Source organism: Pararhizobium sp. DWP1-1-3 (assembly GCF_049896125.1).
Classification (GTDB): domain Bacteria; phylum Pseudomonadota; class Alphaproteobacteria; order Rhizobiales; family Rhizobiaceae; genus Pararhizobium.
Genome location: NZ_JAFCTR010000001.1, coordinates 361,363 through 381,531 on the forward strand (window position 1 = coordinate 361,363; position 20,169 = coordinate 381,531).

The 20,169-nt window shown below is 60.7% G+C and carries 17 protein-coding genes; 16 read left to right on the plus strand and 1 reads right to left on the minus strand.

Features of this window, described 5'->3' with window-relative positions; translation table 11 throughout:
* The first annotated feature begins 240 nt into the window (after window positions 1-240).
* The 12 genes from mraZ (at window position 241) to murB (ending at window position 14,206) form a co-directional block, all read left to right on the plus strand.
* Window positions 241-681, plus strand: a complete 441-nt coding sequence (mraZ, locus tag ACP7BS_RS01680) for a division/cell wall cluster transcriptional repressor MraZ (protein ID WP_426235604.1) — start codon at window positions 241-243, stop codon at window positions 679-681.
* Between the two features lie 14 nt (window positions 682-695).
* Complete coding sequence (gene rsmH, locus ACP7BS_RS01685) at window positions 696-1,736, plus strand: 16S rRNA (cytosine(1402)-N(4))-methyltransferase RsmH (RefSeq protein WP_426235606.1); 1,041 nt, start codon at window positions 696-698, stop codon at window positions 1,734-1,736.
* Window positions 1,726-2,136: a cell division protein FtsL gene (gene ftsL / locus ACP7BS_RS01690; protein WP_426235608.1), complete on the plus strand. Its 411-nt coding sequence runs from the start codon at window positions 1,726-1,728 to the stop codon at window positions 2,134-2,136. Before rsmH ends, ftsL begins: the two co-directional genes overlap by 11 nt.
* Window positions 2,136-3,881 carry a peptidoglycan D,D-transpeptidase FtsI family protein gene (locus ACP7BS_RS01695; protein ID WP_426227648.1) on the plus strand — a complete coding sequence of 582 codons (1,746 nt, stop codon included), beginning with the start codon at window positions 2,136-2,138 and terminating at the stop codon, window positions 3,879-3,881. The genes ftsL and ACP7BS_RS01695 overlap by 1 nt, the downstream gene beginning before the upstream one ends.
* Window positions 3,882-3,944: 63 nt before the next feature.
* On the plus strand, window positions 3,945-5,405 hold the full coding sequence (locus ACP7BS_RS01700; protein WP_426235610.1) for a UDP-N-acetylmuramoyl-L-alanyl-D-glutamate--2,6-diaminopimelate ligase: 1,461 nt from the start codon (window positions 3,945-3,947) through the stop codon (window positions 5,403-5,405).
* Between the two features lies 1 nt (window position 5,406).
* Window positions 5,407-6,840, plus strand: coding sequence for a UDP-N-acetylmuramoylalanyl-D-glutamyl-2,6-diaminopimelate--D-alanyl-D-alanine ligase (locus ACP7BS_RS01705; RefSeq protein WP_426235612.1), 1,434 nt, complete (start codon window positions 5,407-5,409; stop codon window positions 6,838-6,840).
* 122 nt (window positions 6,841-6,962) lie between these two features.
* Window positions 6,963-8,063 (plus strand): phospho-N-acetylmuramoyl-pentapeptide-transferase, encoded by a 1,101-nt coding sequence (gene mraY, locus ACP7BS_RS01710; protein WP_068957048.1) that lies wholly within the window; start codon window positions 6,963-6,965, stop codon window positions 8,061-8,063.
* A gap of 6 nt (window positions 8,064-8,069) precedes the next feature.
* Window positions 8,070-9,461: a UDP-N-acetylmuramoyl-L-alanine--D-glutamate ligase gene (gene murD / locus ACP7BS_RS01715; RefSeq protein ID WP_426235613.1), complete on the plus strand. Its 1,392-nt coding sequence runs from the start codon at window positions 8,070-8,072 to the stop codon at window positions 9,459-9,461.
* Window positions 9,462-9,521: 60 nt separating this feature from the next.
* Window positions 9,522-10,676 carry a putative lipid II flippase FtsW gene (gene ftsW, locus ACP7BS_RS01720; protein ID WP_113243327.1) on the plus strand — a complete coding sequence of 385 codons (1,155 nt, stop codon included), beginning with the start codon at window positions 9,522-9,524 and terminating at the stop codon, window positions 10,674-10,676.
* A gap of 22 nt (window positions 10,677-10,698) precedes the next feature.
* A complete protein-coding gene (murG, locus tag ACP7BS_RS01725; protein ID WP_426235615.1) occupies window positions 10,699-11,823 on the plus strand; it encodes an undecaprenyldiphospho-muramoylpentapeptide beta-N-acetylglucosaminyltransferase in 1,125 nt (374 codons plus the stop codon).
* Window positions 11,820-13,235 (plus strand): UDP-N-acetylmuramate--L-alanine ligase, encoded by a 1,416-nt coding sequence (murC, locus tag ACP7BS_RS01730; protein ID WP_426235617.1) that lies wholly within the window; start codon window positions 11,820-11,822, stop codon window positions 13,233-13,235. Before murG ends, murC begins: the two co-directional genes overlap by 4 nt.
* Complete coding sequence (gene murB, locus ACP7BS_RS01735) at window positions 13,232-14,206, plus strand: UDP-N-acetylmuramate dehydrogenase (RefSeq protein WP_426235619.1); 975 nt, start codon at window positions 13,232-13,234, stop codon at window positions 14,204-14,206. The genes murC and murB overlap by 4 nt, the downstream gene beginning before the upstream one ends.
* An 80-nt stretch (window positions 14,207-14,286) precedes the next feature.
* On the opposite strand, the gene ACP7BS_RS01740 is transcribed toward murB, so the two are convergent.
* On the minus strand, window positions 14,287-15,588 hold the full coding sequence (locus ACP7BS_RS01740; RefSeq protein ID WP_426235620.1) for an MFS transporter: 1,302 nt from the start codon (window positions 15,586-15,588) through the stop codon (window positions 14,287-14,289).
* 381 nt (window positions 15,589-15,969) lie between these two features.
* On the opposite strand from ACP7BS_RS01740, the gene aqpZ reads away from it, so the two are divergent.
* The 4 genes from aqpZ to ftsA all read left to right on the plus strand — a co-directional run bounded on the left by aqpZ (window position 15,970) and on the right by ftsA (window position 20,150).
* Window positions 15,970-16,656, plus strand: coding sequence for an aquaporin Z (gene aqpZ / locus ACP7BS_RS01745; protein WP_426227666.1), 687 nt, complete (start codon window positions 15,970-15,972; stop codon window positions 16,654-16,656).
* A 319-nt stretch (window positions 16,657-16,975) separates the two neighbouring features.
* Complete coding sequence (locus ACP7BS_RS01750) at window positions 16,976-17,902, plus strand: D-alanine--D-alanine ligase (protein WP_426235622.1); 927 nt, start codon at window positions 16,976-16,978, stop codon at window positions 17,900-17,902.
* The gene (locus tag ACP7BS_RS01755; protein ID WP_426227669.1) at window positions 17,890-18,822 is read left to right on the plus strand and encodes a cell division protein FtsQ/DivIB; all 933 of its coding nucleotides are present in this window, start codon (window positions 17,890-17,892) and stop codon (window positions 18,820-18,822) included. Before ACP7BS_RS01750 ends, ACP7BS_RS01755 begins: the two co-directional genes overlap by 13 nt.
* A complete protein-coding gene (gene ftsA / locus ACP7BS_RS01760; RefSeq protein WP_426227671.1) occupies window positions 18,819-20,150 on the plus strand; it encodes a cell division protein FtsA in 1,332 nt (443 codons plus the stop codon). The genes ACP7BS_RS01755 and ftsA overlap by 4 nt, the downstream gene beginning before the upstream one ends.
* Window positions 20,151-20,169 lie beyond the last annotated feature (19 nt).

The following is a 20,169-nucleotide window of genomic DNA, read 5'->3' on the forward strand; positions in this document are numbered from 1 at the left end:
TTTGCTGACGACGCGTGTTGAAATAGAGCAAATCCCATTGACGCCCATATGGTCCCATGTTATCCCAGTCATGCACTGCACACGGGCTGATTCAAGCCTACTCACCGCAAGTTTCGGAGTTGGTCCGTAAGGGGTTTTCGATCGGGCATGTTGCCCGGCTGTGGGGTGTTGCGCGTCCTTTTGATGGTGCATGTGGGCTGTTGGGGCTGGCATGTCCACCGGGAACGGCTGTATCGTGTCATGAACCGCTTCCTTTCGCATGCGACAAACCGGATCGATTCCAAGGGGCGGGTTTCCGTTCCCTCGATGTTTCGTTCTGTCTTGTCGGCGCTGGATATTCGGGAGCTTTACTGCTTTCAGGATTTCGTCTTTCCGGCTATCAGCGCCGGCGGTCCCGAATTGCTGGACCGTTTCGAAAGGCAGATCACCGGCGAGGATCCATTCTCGCCGCAGGCCAATCAGATGTCGCTCCTCGTTCATGGGGGCGGGGTCTTCATGAAGCTCGACCAGGAAGGCCGGTTGATGGTCACGGATTTCATCCGCGATTTCACGGGCATCGACGCGGAAGTTACTTTCGTGGGGCGGGCGGATCATTTTCAGCTGTGGGCGCCGCACGTGTTTGCGGAAACGCAGACGGCGGCACGGGAAGAGCGCAGATTGCGAGGTCTGCGTTCGGGCTAGAGTGGAGAGGCGGAATGATGACGGATCAAGGCACAGGGTTTACTGATGCCGAAGGCGGACCGGTCCGTCACATTCCGGTTCTTCTCCCCGAGGTTCTCGCCAGTCTGGATCTTGCTCCAGGCAAAATCATTCTTGATGGCACGTTTGGTGCGGGCGGTTACACGTCGGCGATCCTTGCTGCCGGCGCCGATGTGATCGCGCTCGACCGCGATCCGGCCGCCATTCTGGGCGGTCAGCCGTTGGTCGAGGCGAGCGCCGGTCATCTCACGCTCGTGCATTCGCAGTTTTCCGATCTTGCACAGCATGCTCCGGCCGACGGTCTTGATGGCGTTGTGCTCGATATCGGCGTTTCCTCGATGCAGATCGACGAGGCGGATCGCGGCTTTTCCTTTCAGCGCAAGGGGCCGCTCGACATGCGCATGTCGTCCTATGGCGTTTCTGCTGCCGATGTCGTCAATCGCGCCAAGGTGACCGATCTTACGCGCATCTTCGGTTTTCTTGGTGAAGAGCCGCAATCCGGCCGCATCGCCAGGGCCATCGAAAAGCGCCGCCTTGAAGAGCCGTTCGTGACGACCCGCGATCTTGCCGGTCTGATTGAGGTCGTGACGCCGCGCAAGGCCAAGGATAAGATCCATCCGGCTACCCGTGTCTTCCAGGCGCTGCGCATTTTCGTCAATGATGAACTCGGCGAATTGGCCCGCGCGCTGTTTGCGGCTGAGCGTGCCCTGAAGCCCGGCGGACGCCTGACCGTGGTCACGTTCCATTCGCTGGAAGACCGGATCGTCAAGAAATTCTTCCAGGACCGCGCCGGCAAGGCGTCGGGCTCCCGGCATCTGCCGATCGCTCATGAACGCGCGGCAACCTTCGCACCAGTTGGGAAATCTATGGTGGCGGCAAGCGAAGAAGAAGCGTCCCGCAATCCACGCGCCCGGTCCGCCAAAATGCGGGTCGGTGCCCGCACCGATGCTCCGCCTGAGGCAGATGATCTGTCCATTTTCGATCTGCCAAACCTTGCAAGCCTTGGAAAGATGGGGGGGCTAAGTCATGTTGCGTAGTTTTGATGTCGTCCTGATCGTCGTCATGACGGCTGCTGCCACGGTCACCTATACGATCAAGCATCAGGCTGAAAACAAGCTCGAAGAGGTGCGCAAGCTGGAGGCCGGGATCAAGCTCGAGGAAGACACGATCGATCTCCTGCGCGCCGACTGGGCGCTGCTGACCCAGCCGAACAGGCTCGAAAAGCTCGTCGGCGTCTATCAGCAGGATCTGCAACTTTCGCCCACCGATCCGACCCAGCTTGCCCGCCCGGAGGAATTACCGATGCTGAAGGCCGACCTGCCACCGCCGGCGGATGTCCTGGAGGCGATGGGGCTGGCCAAGAGCAAGGGCAACGTCAAGCCAAAGAAGCCGGTGGTCGACACCGACGATATCGCAACGGGTTCGGTGGAGCGCTGATGTCTTTTCTCTCCCGCATCATGGTCGTCAAGAGCAAGGCGCATTTTTCCGCCGGCGGCAACAATCATCCCGGCGACCTCGGCAGGCCGTTCGAAGGCACGCGCAAGCGGACCAGCAATCAGGCGAAAAGCCGCGTTGCCATCGTCATCGCCAGTTTTACGGCGGTTTACTGCATCATCGGCGGCCGTTTGGTTCAATATGGTCTGGCTCAGCCGGAGACAGTCTCCAGCATTGGCCGCGCCGACAATCTGATGGCGTCGCGCCCGGACATTCTCGATCGCAACGGCGAAATTCTGGCAACGGATATCCGCACGGTCTCGCTCTACGCGGAACCCCACAAGATCGTCGATGCCGACGAAGCGGTCGAACAGCTTTCCACCGTGCTGCCCAGCCTGAACGTCGCAGATATCTACAACAAGCTGAAATCGCCCTCGCGCTTCCAGTGGCTGCGCCGTCAGTTGACCCCGAAGCAGCAGAGCGAAATTCTGGCGCTGGGTATTCCTGGCATCGGCTTCCGGCCGGAAAAGCGGCGCTTCTATCCGGGTGGCGCCACCGCCTCGCATATCGTCGGTCACGTCAATGTCGACAACCGCGGCATCGCCGGCATGGAACGCTGGATCGACAACCAGGGGCTGGCAGATCTCGCCGCCATTGGCATGACCAGCGATGCCAAGCTTGAGCCGGTCAAGCTGTCGATCGACCTGCGGGTGCAGAATATCCTGCGCGACGTCGTCGTCGATGCGATGACGAAATTCCGCTCGCTTGCCGCCGGTGGCGTTGTGATGGATGTGAAGACCGGCGAAATCCTCGCCATGGTGTCCTATCCCGACTACGATCCCAACAAGCCGGCCGATGGCGCCAAGGAAGGCTGGATGAACCGCATGTCGAACGGCACGTTCGAGATGGGATCGACATTCAAGTCCTTCACGACCGCGATGGCGCTCGATTCAGGCAAGGTCAAGCTCACCGACAGCTTTGACGCGACCAACCCGATCCGCATCGGCGGCTTCACCATCAAGGACTTCCACGGCAAGCGCCGGGTCCTGACCGTGCCGGAAATCTTCCAGTATTCGTCCAATATCGGTACCGCCAAGATGGCCGACATCGTCGGCATCGAAGGTCACAAGGAGTTTCTGACCCGCATCGGGCTGCTGACCAAAATGCCGACGGAACTGCCGGAAGTGAAGACGCCGAGCCAGCCGCGCGAATGGAAAAAGATCAACTCGATCACCATCTCCTTTGGCCATGGCGTCTCGACCACGCCGTTGCAGACCGCGGTGGCCGGTGCTGCTCTGTTGAACGGCGGCAATCTGATCGAGCCGACCTTCCTGCCGCGTACCCCGGAGCAGGCAGAAGCTGTCTCGACGAAGGTAATCAAGAAATCGACCAGCGACGACATGCGCTTTCTGTTTCGCTGGAACGGCGTCAACGGCTCGGGCCGCAACGCGCGGGTGCCGGGTTTCAATGTTGGCGGCAAGACAGGTACGGCCGACAAGGTCGTCAATGGCCGCTATTCGAATGACGCCAACTTCAATGCTTTTCTGGCCGGCTTCCCGATCGATAATCCACGCTATGTGGTCCTGACCTTCATCGACGAGCCGAAGACCGACAAGGGCAATGGCGCGGCACTGGCAGGCAATACGGCAGCGCCCATGGTGCATGACATTATCAGCCGGTCGGCGCCGCTTCTCGGCGTTGAGCCTAAATTCGGCGAAGACGGTTCTGCCTTGCTTGTGTCTTATTGACCATGGAATGACAATCTGGAGGATTCGCCGCCCGGCGCGTCGGTAAAACTGAAAAGTGCATCCATGAAGATCAAAGAGCTGATCGGGAAGGATTTCCCGGAAATTGCGTCACAGCTGGACAACGCGGCCGGTGATATCGATATCACCGCGATTACTGCCGACAGCCGGCAGGTTGCTCCGGGGTCGTTGTTCGTGGCGCTTTCGGGAAGCAAGGCTGATGGCAAGGCCTTTATCGACGACGCGATCGCCCAAGGTGCGTCGGCCATTGTCACCGGCGTCAAGTCTGCAGACCATAGACCTATTCCGGTTCTGTCTGCCTTCACACCGCGCCGGGTGCTGGCGATTGCAGCCGCCAATTTCTACGGACGCCAGCCGGATACGATGGTGGCCGTTACCGGCACAGCCGGCAAGACCTCTGTCGCCTCTTTTGCGCGGCAGATCTGGGCGCATGCCGGGTTTGCGGCCGCGATGATCGGCACGACAGGTGTGATTGCGCCCGGGCGCAATGACTACGGCTCTTTGACGACACCGGATCCGGTGTCGCTACACAAGCTTCTGGCCGAACTGTCCGATGCTGGCGTCACCCATGCGGCGATGGAAGCCTCCAGCCACGGATTGGACCAGAACCGGCTCGACGGCGTCCGGCTTGCTGCCGCCGGTTTCACAAATCTTGGCCGCGACCACATGGATTACCACCCGACGATCGAGGACTACATGGCCGCCAAGATGCGGCTGTTTGACGGTGTCCTTCCCAAGGGCTCGCCGGCAGTCATCTTTTCCGACGATGCCTGGTCGGCGCAGGCAATTGCTGCGGCAAGAGCTGGCGGTCACCTGGTGCTGACCGTTGGCCGCAAGGGTGATTATCTGTCGCTGAAGCGCGTCGAGCATTTCCGTCACAAGCAGATTGCCGAAATCCATGTCGGCGACGAGATTTTCGAAGTGCATGTGCCGCTTGCCGGCGATTTCCAGATATCGAACGCGCTGGTCGCAGCCGGTCTTGCCATGTCGACCGGCGTCAGCGCCAGAGCGACGATGGCGGCGCTCGAAAAACTGCAGGGCGCGTCGGGCCGTCTCGAACTGGTCGGCCATTGCAAGGAGGGCGCGCTTGCCTATGTGGATTATGCCCACAAGCCGGATGCGCTGGAAAACGTGCTGACCTCGGTTCGCCCGTTCACCACCGGCCGCATCATCGTGGTGTTCGGCTGCGGCGGCGACCGGGACAAGGGCAAGCGTCCGATCATGGGCGAGATCGCAACCCGGCTCGCTGACGTCGTCATCGTCACCGACGACAATCCGCGCTCGGAAGTTCCGGCTGTCATTCGCAGCGAAATCATGGCTGCCGCCAAGGGCGCCACCGAGATCGGCGACCGCGCCGAGGCGATCAAGGCTGCCGTCGACATGCTCAAATCGGGCGACACGCTGATCGTTGCCGGCAAGGGGCACGAGGAGGGGCAGACCGTCGGGGCCGTCACCTTGCCGTTCTCCGACCACGCCGAACTGCGCAAGGCATTGGGAGGTCATTGATTTGAACTTTCTCTGGACCACAAGCGACTTGATGGCGGCCATGCACGGCCGTCCGATGGGAACCCTGCCCGAGGGCATCACCGGCATTTCCATCGACAGCCGTTCTCTCGGCAAGGGCGAAGCGTTTTTCGCCATCAAGGGAGACCGCGTCGATGGGCATGACTATGCCGGTATCGCAATGGCCAACGGTGCTGCGCTTCTTGTGGTCAGCGAAGCCAAGCTTCCGGCACTCGGGCGGCTGAATGGACCGATGATCGTTGTCGATGACGTGCTGGAGGCGATGGTACGGCTTGGTTGTGCGGCGCGCGATCGCAGTGCCGCCAAGATCATCGCCGTTACAGGATCGGTCGGCAAGACCACGACGAAGGAGATGCTGCGGCACATGCTTGAGCCATCGGGCCGGGTGCATGCGTCCGTCGCGTCGTTCAACAATCACTGGGGCGTGCCGCTGACCCTGTCGCGCATGCCTGAAACCACTGATTTCGGCATTTTCGAAATCGGCATGAACCATGCCGACGAAATCCGGCCGTTGGTGAAAATGGTGCGGCCGCATGTGGCCATCATCACCACGATCGCCGCCGCCCATCTCGGCAATTTCAAGGATATTGAGGAAATCGCCGCCGCCAAGGCTGAAATCATGGAAGGCCTCGTCGATGATGGCCACGTGATCCTCAACCGCGACAACGAACAGTTCGCCACACTGGAAAAGGCTGCAAACGCGCTCGGTGTAGCCCACGTGCACAGCTTCGGCAGCAGCGCCAAGGCCGATTTCCGCATGGTCGAATATGCAGGCGGCTCTGAAGGCGGCGTGCTGTGGGCCGCACTCGACGGCAAGACATTGGAAATCCAGATGGGGGCGCCAGGGCGTCATATCGCCGAGAACGCGCTATCGGCTCTCGGAGCGGCCAGCCTCGTCGGCGCCGATATGGATTCCGCCATTGCCGCGCTCGCAACGCTTCAACCCGAAAAGGGGCGTGGTGCCCGCCATCGCCTTTTGATCGGGTCCGGAACGTTTGTGCTGATCGACGAAAGCTACAACGCCAATCCCGCTTCAATGCGGGCTGCGATCTTGCTTCTGAAAGACACGGCCCTGCCTGACGGTGGGCGCCGGATCGCCATTCTCGGCGACATGCTGGAAATGGGTGAGGCCACCAGCGAGATCCACGCCGAACTGGCCGCTCCGCTGGTCGAGGCCGGTATTATCGATATCTGGCTCGCCGGAGAAGAAATGGCACATCTGCGCGATGCGTTGCCAGACGGCACGCGTGTCGAATACCGCGCGGCGGTCGATGAACTGAAGGAATTTGCGCTCGGCGCCATCGCCCCCGGGGATGTGGTGATGATCAAATCGTCGAAGGGGACGGGCTGCGGCAGGATCGTTTCAGCTCTTCTGGAGACATATCCGGCCTCTGCAAGTCCGGATCGCGCTGAATAAAGACAGGACAAGGCATTCTTCGCCGCTGTTCTATGCTGACACTTTTGATAGGACGCAGTTATCCTTCCATCAGGTGATTCTGATGGATGAAACTGCAACGAACCTTTGGGGAAAGGTCCCTCATGCTCATCTGGCTTGTCGAACTGGCGGACCATTTTCAATTCTTCAACCTGTTCCGCTACATCACGTTCCGGACGGGCGCCGCCCTGTTCACCTCGGCATTGATCGTTTTCCTGTTCGGGCCGCGGATGATTTCGTCGCTGCGCGTACGGCAGGGACGCGGCCAGCCGATCCGCGCGGATGGCCCGCAGACCCATTTCAAGAAGGCCGGTACGCCGACCATGGGCGGTTTGATGATCCTCGCCGGTATCGTCGGCAGTTCGCTGCTCTGGGCTGACCTTTCCAGCGTCTACGTCGTCTCGACGCTGCTGGTGACGCTGGGTTTCGGCGCCATCGGCTTTTACGACGATTATCTGAAGGTGACGAAACAGTCAGACAAGGGCTTTTCCGGCAAGGCGCGGCTGGGCATCGAATTCCTCGTCGCAGGCATTGCCGTCTTCTTCATGATGCGGACGGCGCTTTCGGCCGGCGTGGCTGGTTCGACTTTCGGCTCGTCGCTGACATTCCCGTTCCTCAAGGATTTCACGCTTAATCTCGGCTATTTCTTCATCCTGTTCGGTGGCTTCGTCATCGTCGGCGCCGGCAATGCGGTCAACCTGACCGATGGCCTCGATGGTCTTGCCATCGTACCGGTGATGATTGCTGCAGCCTCCTTCGGTGTGATCGCCTATCTCGCCGGCAACGCGGTGTTTGCAAACTACCTGCAGATTCATTTCGTGCCTGGAACCGGTGAACTTGCCGTCATCCTCGGAGCGGTGATCGGGGCTGGGCTCGGATTCCTGTGGTTCAACGCTCCGCCGGCCGCTATCTTCATGGGCGATACCGGTTCGCTGGCGCTCGGCGGCCTGATCGGCACGGTCGCCGTTGCCACCAAGCACGAAATCGTCATGGTCATCATCGGCGGCCTGTTCGTCATGGAAACCCTGTCGGTGATCATCCAGGTCTTCTGGTTCAAGCGCACCGGCAAGCGCGTTTTCCTGATGGCGCCGATCCATCACCATTTCGAAAAGCTCGGCTGGACCGAAAGCCAGGTGGTGATCCGCTTCTGGATCATAGCCGTTATCCTCGCCATGGTCGGCCTTTCGACCCTGAAGCTGCGGTAAGAAAAGATGATCCCGGTCACCACATTCAGCGGCAAGAAGGTCGCCCTGTTCGGGCTCGGCGGTTCGGGCCTTGCGACCGCGCAGGCGCTGGTGGCCGGTGGCGCCATCGTCACGGCGTGGGACGACAATCCCGACAGCGTCGCCAAGGCATCCGCTGCAGGGATCGGTACCGGTGATCTGCATCAGGCGAACTGGGCGGATTTTTCCGCCTTCGTTCTATCGCCCGGTGTTCCCCTGACCCATCCAAAGCCGCATTGGACCGTTGATCTCGCCCACTCAGCCGGCGTCGAGATCATCGGCGATGTCGAACTGTTCGTGCGCGAGCGGAGGATCCACGCGCCGGATTGCCCGTTCATCGCCATCACCGGCACCAACGGCAAATCGACCACCACGGCGCTGATCGCCCATATACTCAAATCCAGCGGCCGCGATACGCAGCTCGGCGGCAATATCGGCACGGCGGTGATGACGCTCGATCCACCGGCGCAGAACCGGTTCTATGTCGTCGAATGCTCGTCCTACCAGATCGATCTGGCGCCGACGATTAATCCGTCCGCCGGCATATTGCTGAACCTGACGCCCGATCATCTCGACCGGCACGGCAGCATGGATCAATACGCTGCCATCAAGGAACGATTGATTGCCGGTAGCGACACGGCGATCGTCGGCGTCGATGACGTCTATACCGAAGCAATTGCCGACCGGGCGACGCTTGCCGGACACCGCGTCATTCGCATCGCCCGCCACCGGGCGCTTGGCGAAGGGCTTTTTGCCGACGGAACGCGGGTCATGCGCGCCGAAGGTGGCCTGGCGACCATTGTTGCCGATCTCGACGGTATCGCAACGCTGCGCGGTAATCACAATGCGCAGAATGCTGCGGCGGCGATAGCGGCCTGCATGTCGGTTGGCGTGTCCGAACGCGAAATCCTTGCCGGACTATCGTCTTTTCCGGGATTGAAACACCGCATGCAGCCGGTCGGCCGCAAGGGCAATGTCATCTTCGTCAATGACAGCAAGGCTACCAATGCCGAGGCGGCGGCGCCCGCTTTGTCGAGCTATGAGCGGATCTACTGGATTGCCGGCGGCCTGCCCAAGGAGGGCGGGATCGCTTCGCTGTCGCCATTCTTTGCGAAGATTGCCAAGGCCTATCTGATCGGCGAGGCCGCACCGGCCTTCGCGGCGACGCTTGGGGAAACGGTTCCTTTTGAAATTTCCGGCACGCTGGAGCGGGCGGTGGCCCATGCCGCAGCCGATGCGGAGCAGGACGAGGCGGCACAATCCGCAGTCATGCTGTCCCCGGCTTGCGCAAGCTTCGACCAGTATAAGAACTTTGAAGTGCGTGGCGATGCGTTCGTGAGCCATGTCGCCGCGATCGATGGCGTGACGATGCTGATATGAGGGTGACGACCCTGACTTTGAGATACTGGCGCCGGACGCGCCGTTGAAGGGGACGAAGAAATGGTAAGCCGTGCCGAACGTGGCCCTGTGGCCGACTGGTTCTGGACGATCGACAGGTTCTTCCTGGCGACCTTCATTCTGTTGATGGGCATCGGTTTCATGTTGTCCTTCGCGGCAAGCCCGGCGGTGGCCGAGCGGCTCAACCTCGACAGCTTCCATTTCGTCAAGCGGCACGCGGCCTTCCTTCTGCCGTCGCTGGCGGTGATGATCGGCATCTCCTTCATGTCGCCGCGCCAGGTGCGCCGCACCGCGATGATCCTGCTTCTGGCGTCGCTCGCCATGATGGTTCTGGCACTGTTTTTCGGGGCCGAGGTCAAGGGCTCGCGCCGCTGGATCTCGCTCGCCGGGTTGTCGGTGCAGCCGTCCGAATTCATGAAGCCGGCCTTCGTCGTCGTCTGTGCCTGGCTGTTTTCCGAACATGCCCGCCAGCCGGAAATTCCCGGCAACCTTTTTGCCATCCTGTTGTTCGGCATTGTCGCGGCACTTCTGGTAGCCCAGCCGGACCTGGGCCAGACGATCCTGACCACCGCCGTCTGGGGCGGTATGTTCTTCATGGCCGGCATGCCGTGGCTCTGGATCGTTGTGCTCGGCGGTTCGGCAGTTGGCGGTCTTGTGGTTGCCTATACCCTCTTGCCGCACGTGGCAGGCCGTATCGACCGGTTCATGACCGGCGAGGGCGATACGTTCCAGGTGGATACGGCGCTGCAGGCGATCATTCGTGGCGACTGGTTCGGCCAGGGGCCGGGCGAGGGCATCGTCAAGCGGATCATTCCCGACAGCCATACCGACTTCATCTTCTCGGTCGCGGCCGAGGAATTCGGTATCGTCTTCTGTATGGTCATCGTGCTGATCTTCGCCTTCCTTGTCATGCGGGGCCTCAGCCACGCGTTTCGCGAGCGTAATGATTTCACCCGTTTTGCCGTTGCCGGCCTGGTGCTGCAGATCGGCATCCAGTCGATGATCAATATCGGCGTCAATCTGCAGTTGCTGCCAGCCAAGGGCATGACCTTGCCGTTGATCTCCTACGGCGGTTCGTCCATGGTGGCGATCTGCGTGACGGCAGGATTCATCCTGGCGTTGACCCGCCATCGTCCGGAAAAGCGCGCTGTCGAGCGTAGCCTGTTTCGCTCCGGCATGGGCGTTCCGGCCGAATAGGCCGGTGGAATAAGGACTGAACATGACCAAAGGCATTATCATGCTCGCCGCCGGTGGTACCGGCGGCCATCTGTTTCCGGCGGAAGCGCTGGCGCACGAATTGAAGGCGCTCGGTTATTCCATTCATCTGGTGACGGACAGCCGGGCAGAACGCTTCGCCGGCAAGTTTCCGGCCGATGAAATCCACGTCGTACCGTCGGCGACGATCGGCTCGAAGAACCCGCTGAAAGTGGCGTCATCGCTATGGACGCTCTGGTCGGGTATGCGCATCGCCCGCCGGCTGATGGCGAAGGTGCGGCCGAAGGTCGTCGTCGGCTTTGGCGGTTATCCGACAATTCCTCCCTTGCTGGCTGCAACCGGCATGGGCATTCCGTCGATGATCCACGAACAGAATGCCGTCATGGGCCGCGCCAACAAGGCGCTTGCCAACCGCGTGCGAGCGATTGCCGGCGGGTTTCTGCCGGAAACCGACGGTCCCTATGCGGCAAAGACGGTGACGACCGGCAACCCGGTGCGTCCTGCGGTTCTGGAAGCGGCGAAGGTTCCCTACCAACCATCCGGCGAAGGCGAAGAGTTTCGCCTTGTCGTGTTCGGCGGCAGCCAGGGTGCACAATATTTTTCCAAAACAGTCCCGACCGCGATCAGTCTGCTCGACGACAATTTGAGGCAGCGGCTGAAGGTCACGCAACAGGCGCGCGCCGAGGACATGCCTATGGTCCAGGGCTGTGTCGCCAAGCTTGAGATGAATGCGGATATTGCGCCCTTTTTCACCGACATGGCTGACCGGATCGCCAAGGCGCATCTTGTGATCTGCCGTTCGGGCGCCTCGACGGTTTCGGAAATCGCGGTGATTGGCCGTCCGGCGATCCTGGTGCCTTACCCCTATGCCCTGGACCACGATCAGGCAGCCAATGCCGCGGCGCTGGCGGCCACCGGCGGCGCCAAGGTCATCGTTCAGGCCGACCTCTCACCGGATAAACTCAGCAAGATCCTGACCGGGGCGATGACCAACCCGGACAAGCTCGCCACGATGGCGGCAAACGCCAAACAGGCTGGCAAACCCGATGCCGCGCGCTTGCTTGCCGCCATGGTTGAAGCTATTGCCAGCGGTTCGACGATTGCACAGTTCAAGGAAACACGCTCATGAAGATGCCGCAGACAATCGGCCTGGTCCATTTCATCGGTATCGGCGGTATCGGCATGAGCGGTATCGCCGAGGTGCTGCACAATCTCGGCCACAGGGTCCAGGGTTCCGACCAGTCGGACAGCGCCAATGTCCAGCGCCTGCGTGACAAGGGCATCGAGGTCTTTGTCGGCCACAAGGCCGAGAATATCGGCGAGGCCGAAGTCGTCGTCGTTTCGACCGCCATCAAGAAGAGCAACCCGGAGCTGATCGCGGCGCGCGAAAAGCTACTGCCGGTGGTGCGCCGTGCCGAAATGCTCGCCGAACTCATGCGCTTCCGCAATGCCATCGCCATCGGCGGCACGCATGGCAAGACCACGACGACGTCGATGGTCGCGACGCTGCTTGAGGCCGGCGGTCTCGATCCGACCGTCATCAACGGTGGTATCATCAATGCTTACGGCACCAATGCCCGCATGGGCGAGGGCGAGTGGATGGTGGTCGAGGCCGACGAATCCGACGGCACGTTCCTGAAACTTCCCGCCGACGTGGCTGTCGTCACCAACATCGATCCGGAACATCTCGATCACTACGGCAATTTCGATGCCGTGCGCGAAGCCTTCCGCCAGTTCGTGGAGAATGTGCCGTTCTATGGTTTTGGCGTCATGTGTCTCGATCATCCCGAAGTCCAGACGATGGTGTCGAAGATCGAAGACCGCAAGGTCATCACCTACGGCGAAAACCCGCAGGCCGACGTGCGCTTTTCCAACATTCGCATGGACGGCGCCACATCGGTGTTCGATGTCGAGATCCGCCGGCGCCGCACCGGCAAGGTAATCCAGATGCAGGATTTGCGGTTGCCGATGCCGGGGCGCCACAACGTTTCGAACGCTACCGCAGCGATTGCTGTTGCGCAGCGTCTCGGCATTTCGCCGGAGGATATTGCAAAGGGGCTCGCGTCGTTTGCCGGCGTCAAGCGCCGCTTCACCTTCACCGGCGAATGGAACAATGTCCGCGTCTATGATGATTACGGTCACCATCCCGTCGAGATCAAGGCCGTATTGCGCGCTGCGCGCGAAGCCTGTCAGGGCCGCGTCATCGCCGTGCACCAGCCGCATCGCTTCTCGCGCCTGAACAGCCTGTTCGAGGATTTTTCCGCTTGCTTCAACGATGCCGACACGATTCTCTTGGCGCCGGTCTATTCGGCTGGCGAAGAGCCGATGGAGGGTATTAATTCCCAGGAACTCGTCTCCCGTATCAAGGCCGGCGGCCATCGCGACGCGCGGTTCATCGAAGGTCCGGAAGCAATCGCGCCGATTATATCGGCCATTGCACAACCCGGTGACTTTGTGGTTCTCTTGGGGGCTGGCAGCATCACCTATTGGGCGGCCGCACTTCCGAAGGAACTCGCAGGCATTTCAGGAAATTCCGCATGAAACAGGTACACGGAGAAAAGTTGCTCGCCTCTCTGGGGGACAGCGTCAAGGAATTGCGCGGACGTCTGACGCCGGACGCGCCGATGGACCGGGTCACCTGGTTTCGCGCTGGCGGTCTTGCCGAGCTGATGTTCCAGCCGCATGATGCCGACGACCTCATCGCCTTCCTGAAGATTCTGCCCGCAGAAGTGCCGGTCATGGTCGCAGGCGTCGGCTCCAACCTTCTGGTCCGCGATGGCGGTATTCCGGGTGTCGTCATCCGGCTGTCCGCCAAGGGTTTTGGCGATGTCGAGCTCGTCTCCGAGACGCGGGTCAAAGCCGGAGCGATCTGCCCGGACAAGAACCTTGCAGCGATGACACTTGATCACGGCATTGGCGGTTTCGCCTTCTACTACGGCATTCCCGGCACGATCGGCGGTGCGCTGCGGATGAACGCCGGTGCCAATGGCGGCGAGACGCGCGAGCGGGTCGTCGAGGTTCATGCGGTCGACCGCAAGGGTAATACACATGTGCTTTCCAATGCCGACATGGGCTACAGCTACCGTCATTCGTCGGCGCCCAAGGACCTGATCTTCACCCATGCGGTTTTCGAAGGCTATCTCGAAGACAAGGCCAAGATTCGCGCCGACATGGATGCGGTGCGCCAGCATCGCGAAACCGTGCAGCCGATCCGCGAAAAGACCGGCGGTTCGACGTTCAAGAACCCGCAAGGTCATTCCGCCTGGAAACTGATCGACGAGGCCGGCTGCCGTGGCATGTTGATCGGTGGCGCGCAGATGTCGCCGATGCACTGCAATTTCATGATCAACACCGGCCAGGCGAGCGGCTATGAACTCGAATATCTCGGCGAGACCGTGCGCCAGCGCGTGTTTGAAACCTCGGGCATTTCGCTCGAATGGGAAATCAAGCGCATGGGCACCTTCATGCCGGGATACGAGGTCAAGGAATTTTTGGGTGAACTGACAGCCTGAGCTGCCCAATGCCCCGATATGAAAAAGCCGCCGCAGAGTGATCTGCAGCGGCTTTTTTGTGTTTGACGTCGCTCTGAATCTCAGACTTCATCCTTGCCCGAAAGCAGGATGCAGATCAGCGTGATCACGGCTGCCGCGCCGAGATAGTAGCCGACATAGGCCATGCCGTAGTTCACCTGCAACCAGGTCGCGGCGTAGGGAGCAAGCGAGGCTCCGAAAATGCCGGCAAGGTTAAAGGTGATCGACGAGCCGGTGTAGCGCACATTGGTCGGGAAGGGGGCTGCCAGCGCCGTACCGATCAGACCGTAGGTCAGACCCATCAGGGCCATGGCAATGATTGCAAAGACGAAGATCGCGCCTTCGCCCGAAGTCATCAGGCCGTTCAGGAAGAACGAGAATATGCCGATCAGCACGGTCGTTGCGATCAGCACCTCGCGGCGGCCGAAGCGTTCGGCCAGCTTGCCGGCGATCGGGATGAAGATGCCGAACATGACTGAGCCGACGATCTGGATTTCCAGTGCATCGAGGAACGGGATCTTCAGGACCTTGACGTTGTAGGAGAGCAGATAGGCCGAGCCGATATAGAACAGCACGAAGGTCGCGAGCGCCACGAAGGTGCCGAGGAAGAGGCTGCGCTTGTGGTTGCGGAACAGTTCCACCACCGGCACATCGACGCGCTTATGCTCGTCGATAGCCTTCTGGAACGCGGGCGTCTCGGTGATCGACAAGCGTACCCACAGACCGACGGCGATCAGGATGATCGAGGCAATGAACGGGATGCGCCAGCCCCAGCTGAGCAACTGCTCCTGGGTCATCAGGTGCAGCAGCAGCCAGAAGGCGCCAGACGACAGGAACAGGCCGACAGGGGCGCCGAGCTGCGGGAACATGCCGTACCAGCTGCGCTTGCCTTCCGGAGCGTTTTCCGTGGCGAGCAGGACGGCACCGCCCCATTCCCCACCAAGGCCAAAGCCCTGACCGAAGCGGCACAGCGCCAGCAGGAGCGGTGCGATCACGCCGATCTGCTCGTAGGTGGGCAGAAGGCCGATGATGACCGTCGAGACACCCATGGTCAGAAGAGCTGCCACCAGCGTGGTCTTGCGGCCGACACGGTCGCCGAAATGACCGAACACGACGGCGCCGAGCGGGCGTGCGAAAAAGGCGATCGAAAAGGTCGCGAAGGAAGCCAGAAGTGCGGTTGTCGGATCGGTGTTCGGGAAGAACAGCGCCGGGAACACCAGCACGGCGGCGGTGGCGTAAACGTAGAAGTCAAAGAATTCGATGGTCGTGCCGACCAGGCTTGCCAGAAGAACGCGGGCCGGCGAATTGAGCGGGCCCTTGTTCAACGGCGCTGCCGTCGGCGACGTGGAGAGTGTGTCGCTCATTGTCATGTGTCCGTATTGGAAATGTTGTTGCTGTCTTGGGAGGCAGCTGCCCGGCTTTAACGCAGGCGGACCGGCAATAAAACCCTTCGAGCGCAACTATCGGCAAGATTTTCCGGACTTCCTGTCGCAAAAGTGTCGCTGATACCGCCGTTGGATTGCAAAGATTTTCATCACGGCGATCAAAAATGCGTCCGGGGCGGTTCTCTTTGCGCGCAATCCTTGACCAGAATCGAATTGTGGCAAATCTTGGGTTGTGTACCCGGCAACCGGGTGCGGCAAACAGGCTTGGATGCGCATGGGTTTCCATCAGGGGGCTGATGGAGGTGCGGACGGTGCGTATCAGGCACTTTTGGAGCATTTGCTCCGTTTGAAGGGGAAACCATGTTCAAGAAGCTTTCTGCTGAATTTTTAGGGACGTTCTGGCTTGTGTTCGGCGGCTGCGGCAGTGCTGTGCTGGCGGCGGCCTTTCCGGAAGTCGGTATCGGCTTGCTCGGTGTCTCGTTTGCCTTTGGCTTGACCGTTTTGACCATGGCCTATGCGGTCGGCGGCATTTCGGGCGGCCATTTTAATCCTGCGGTGTCGGTTGGCCTGACGGTTGCCGGCAAGTTTCCGGCCTCTTCGCTTCCCGGTTACATCATTGCCCAGGTGGCGGGCGGCATCGTTGCGGCTGCGGCTCTTTACCTGGTTGCCAGCGGCAAGGCTGATTTCCAGCTCGGTGGTTTTGCCGCCAATGGTTACGGCGAACATTCGCCGGGCGGTTATTCGCTGACCTCGGCCCTAGTCATCGAGGTGCTTTTGACCGGCTTCTTCATATTCATCATTCTGGGCGCCACCCATGGCCGCGTGCCGGTCGGCTTTGCGCCGATTGCCATCGGTCTGACACTGACCCTGATCCACCTGATCTCGATCCCGGTCACCAACACCTCGGTCAATCCGGCCCGCTCGACAGGTCAGGCTTTGTTTGTTGGCGGTTGGGCGTTGCAGCAGTTGTGGCTGTTCTGGCTTGCTCCAATCGTCGGTGCGGCCATCGGCGCCATTGTCTGGAAAATTGTCGGCGAAGACGACTGAGGCGCCGCCATCTGCCATGCTTTGCTGACGAAAGGCCCCGCGCAAACCGCTACGGGGCCTTTCCATTTTATCACGCCTGTCGTCGGCCTTTTCTCTTGCAGAACCATTAACACTCTGATTCTAAGCGATGAATCGAAGTGCGGATATGAGTCGGTGCGAAATATTTTACCCATGTCTTGGATAGGGTTAACCAAAGTAAACGGTTCATTAACTATAATGCCGCTCTAGTGGAGCTGTGCCTGACGGACGCGACTCGTCTGCGTCAACAAGCTAGGCGCAAGCGGCGATTTGTAAGGCTGGCGTAATGTCGGGGGTTTTTATGAGTGGTAAGCATGTAGCTGTCCTGATGGGCGGATTTTCTTCGGAGCGGCCTGTCAGCCTGTCTTCCGGGGCTGCGTGCGCCGATGCGCTGGAGGCCGAGGGCTACCGCGTTACCCGAATCGATGTTGACCGTAACGTTGCATCCGTTCTTGCTGATCTGCATCCCGATGTGGCCTTCAATGCGCTGCACGGTCCTTTCGGCGAAGACGGCACGATCCAGGGCATCCTCGAATATCTTCAGATCCCCTATACGCATTCCGGCGTCCTTGCTTCGGCGCTGGCCATGGACAAGGCGCAGGCGAAGCTCGTCGCCAGTGCTGCCGGCATCCCTGTCGCGGAAGCGCGCGTGATGGATCGCCATGATTTTGGCTCCGATCATCCGATGAAGCCGCCCTATGTCGTCAAGCCTGTTCGCGAAGGCTCCAGCTTCGGCGTGGTGATGGTCAAGGAGGATCAATCGCATCCGCCGCAGATCGTCACCTCAAGCGAGTGGCGCTATGGCGACCGGGTGATGGTCGAGCGCTATGTGTATGGCCGCGAGTTCACCTGCGGCGTCATGGGCGACACGGCGTTGGGGGTCACGGAAGTGATACCGCAGGGACACGCCTTTTACGATTACGATTCAAAGTATGTGAAAGGCGGTTCAAAACACGTCATTCCGGCGGATGTTTTACCAAATATTTACCAAAAAATACAAACACTCTCAGTCATGGCGCATCAGGCGATTGGATGCCGCGGCGTAAGTCGCTCCGACTTCCGCTTCGACGACCGTTTCTCTGCAGAAGGAGAGCTTATCTGGCTGGAGGTCAACACCCAGCCTGGCATGACTCCCACCTCTCTGGTGCCTGAAATGGCTGTTCATGCTGGCCATACGTTTGGTGAATTCCTCAAGTGGATCGTGGAGGACGCGTCGTGTTTGCGTTGAGAGGCAGGAAAGCAGGTAGGGCGCGGGCTCCGCTGGAAGCGGCTGATCTTGATGGTCAGCGCGTTCTGCCGCGGCCGCTTCGCCGCGCCGTGCGTTTTCTCGTCAGTCTCGGAACGGGCCGCATCCACTTCGTGCCGTATACCGGCACTGTATCCGCCGTCGCATTCTTCGCTGCGACCGGTTTCTACGGCATGTCGCTCGGTGGTCACAGCCAGGATTTCGCCCAGACGACCACCACGGCCGTCGGTTTCGCGATCGAGGACGTCAAGGTATCCGGCAATGACCAGACCTCGGAAATCGACATCCTGCAGCAGCTGGGTCTCGATGGTGCAACCTCGCTGGTTGCCCTCGACATCGGCGCGGCGCGCAAGCTGATCAGCGAAATGCCCTGGGTCGAGGATGTTGCGGTACGCAAGGTCTATCCGGGCACGATCGAAGTCAATCTCAAGGAGCGCAAGGCGTTCGGCATCTGGCAGCACGGTTCCGATCTGTCGCTGATCGAGGCAAGCGGCAGTGTGATCGCGCCGCTGCGTGACAATAAATTCTCCGAGCTGCCGCTGTTCGTCGGCCGCGATGCCGAGACCACGGCTGCCGCATTCTACGCCCGATTTGAACAATGGCCGGAAATCAGCAAGCGCGTCAAAGCCTATGTCCGCGTTGCCGGCCGCCGCTGGGATCTGATCCTGGACAATGGCATCAACATCAAGCTGCCCGAGCACGATCTCGACCGCGCCATGCAGGTGTTGTCGACGATGGAAGAGGGGCAGCAATTGCTCGAACGTGACATCGCAGCGGTCGATCTCCGGTTGGAGGATCGCACCACGGTTCAGTTGACCCCCGAAGCCGCTGCCCGCCGCCAGACCGTTCTGGAAGCCCGCACGAAGATGTTGAAGAAGCAGGAAAAGGAAGGCCGTACATGAGCATCTTCGGCTCCTCGAATTTTGGGCTGCCGCGTCTGAAGCCGCTTTCTTCCAAGCGGTCGCATGTCGTATCCGTGCTCGATATCGGCTCAACCAAGGTGGTCTGCATGATCGGCCGCCTGACGCCGCGCGCCGAAAGCCAGATCCTGCCGGGCCGGACCCACTCGATCGAGATCATCGGCATCGGTCACCACAAGTCGCGCGGCATGAAGAACGGCGTGATTGCCGATCTCGACGCCGCCGAAAGCGTCGTCCGTCTCGCCGTCGATGCCGCCGAGCGGATGGCCGGGCTGACCATCGACAGCCTGATCGTCAACATTTCCGCCGGCCGCCTGCAGAGCGATATCTACACAGCGTCCATCGATCTCGGTGGCCAGGAGGTCGATGCTGCCGATCTGAAGAAGGTTTTGGCGGCTGCCGGCCAGCAGTCGCTGCGCCAGGACCGCGTCATTCTGCATTCGTTGCCGACCGGTTTTTCGCTCGACGGCGAGCGCGGCATCCGCGATCCGCTGGCGATGTTCGGCGATTCGCTTGGCGTCGACATGCACGTGCTGACGGCGGAGCGCGCCGCGCTGAAGAACCTCGAACTCTGCATCAACCGCGCCCATCTTTCGGTCGAGGGTATCGTTGCGACGCCTTACGCAAGCGGCCTTGCGGCTTTGGTCGATGACGAAGTCGAACTCGGCTGTGCCGCCATCGACATGGGCGGCGGCACCACGACGATCTCGGTGTTTGCCGAGGGCAAGCTGGTTCACGCCGACGCGATCAGCCTTGGTGGCCACCACGTCACGACAGATCTTGCACGCGGTCTTTCGACCCGCATCGAAGATGCCGAGCGACTGAAGGTCGTTCACGGTTCGGCCCTGCCCAACAGCGGCGACGAGCGCGACATCGTGTCCGTTCCGCCGATCGGCGAGGACGACCGCGATCAGCCGACCCATGTGCCGCGTGCACTCGTCTCGCGCATCGTGCGGGCCCGCATCGAAGAAACACTGGAACTCATCCGCGACCGCATTCAACGGTCCGGCTTCTCGCCGATCGTCGGGAAGCGCGTCGTTCTGACGGGTGGAGCTGCGCAACTGACCGGTCTGCCGGAATCGGCGCGCCGCATTCTCGCCCGCAACGTCCGCATCGGCCGTCCGCTCGGCGTCTCCGGACTGCCGGCGGCAGCCAAGGGGCCGGCCTTCTCGACGGCCGTCGGCCTGATGATCTATCCGCAGGTCGCGGACATGGAAACACATGCGGCGCAGGGCGGTCTGCTCTCGTCGCTTGCAGGAAACAACAGCCGTATCGCCCGCATGGGTCAATGGCTGAAGGAAAGCTTTTGAGCCCTTCGGCCTGACGGCT

Bases quoted from the DNA above. Each gene is read 5' to 3' on its own strand.
- aqpZ (WP_426227666.1), top strand. From the start codon at position 15,970: ATGTTCAAGAAGCTTTCTGCTGAATTTTTAGGGACGTTCTGGCTTGTG.
- murC (WP_426235617.1), top strand. From the start codon at position 11,820: ATGAAGATGCCGCAGACAATCGGCCTGGTCCATTTCATCGGTATCGGC.
- ACP7BS_RS01695 (WP_426227648.1), top strand. From the start codon at position 2,136: ATGTCTTTTCTCTCCCGCATCATGGTCGTCAAGAGCAAGGCGCATTTT.
- rsmH (WP_426235606.1), top strand. From the start codon at position 696: ATGATGACGGATCAAGGCACAGGGTTTACTGATGCCGAAGGCGGACCG.
- murB (WP_426235619.1), top strand. From the start codon at position 13,232: ATGAAACAGGTACACGGAGAAAAGTTGCTCGCCTCTCTGGGGGACAGC.
- ACP7BS_RS01700 (WP_426235610.1), top strand. From the start codon at position 3,945: ATGAAGATCAAAGAGCTGATCGGGAAGGATTTCCCGGAAATTGCGTCA.
- murD (WP_426235613.1), top strand. From the start codon at position 8,070: ATGATCCCGGTCACCACATTCAGCGGCAAGAAGGTCGCCCTGTTCGGG.
- ftsL (WP_426235608.1), top strand. From the start codon at position 1,726: ATGTTGCGTAGTTTTGATGTCGTCCTGATCGTCGTCATGACGGCTGCT.
- ACP7BS_RS01740 (WP_426235620.1), bottom strand. From the start codon at position 15,588: ATGAGCGACACACTCTCCACGTCGCCGACGGCAGCGCCGTTGAACAAG.
- murG (WP_426235615.1), top strand. From the start codon at position 10,699: ATGACCAAAGGCATTATCATGCTCGCCGCCGGTGGTACCGGCGGCCAT.
- mraY (WP_068957048.1), top strand. From the start codon at position 6,963: ATGCTCATCTGGCTTGTCGAACTGGCGGACCATTTTCAATTCTTCAAC.
- ACP7BS_RS01750 (WP_426235622.1), top strand. From the start codon at position 16,976: ATGAGTGGTAAGCATGTAGCTGTCCTGATGGGCGGATTTTCTTCGGAG.
- ftsW (WP_113243327.1), top strand. From the start codon at position 9,522: ATGGTAAGCCGTGCCGAACGTGGCCCTGTGGCCGACTGGTTCTGGACG.
- mraZ (WP_426235604.1), top strand. From the start codon at position 241: ATGAACCGCTTCCTTTCGCATGCGACAAACCGGATCGATTCCAAGGGG.
- ftsA (WP_426227671.1), top strand. From the start codon at position 18,819: ATGAGCATCTTCGGCTCCTCGAATTTTGGGCTGCCGCGTCTGAAGCCG.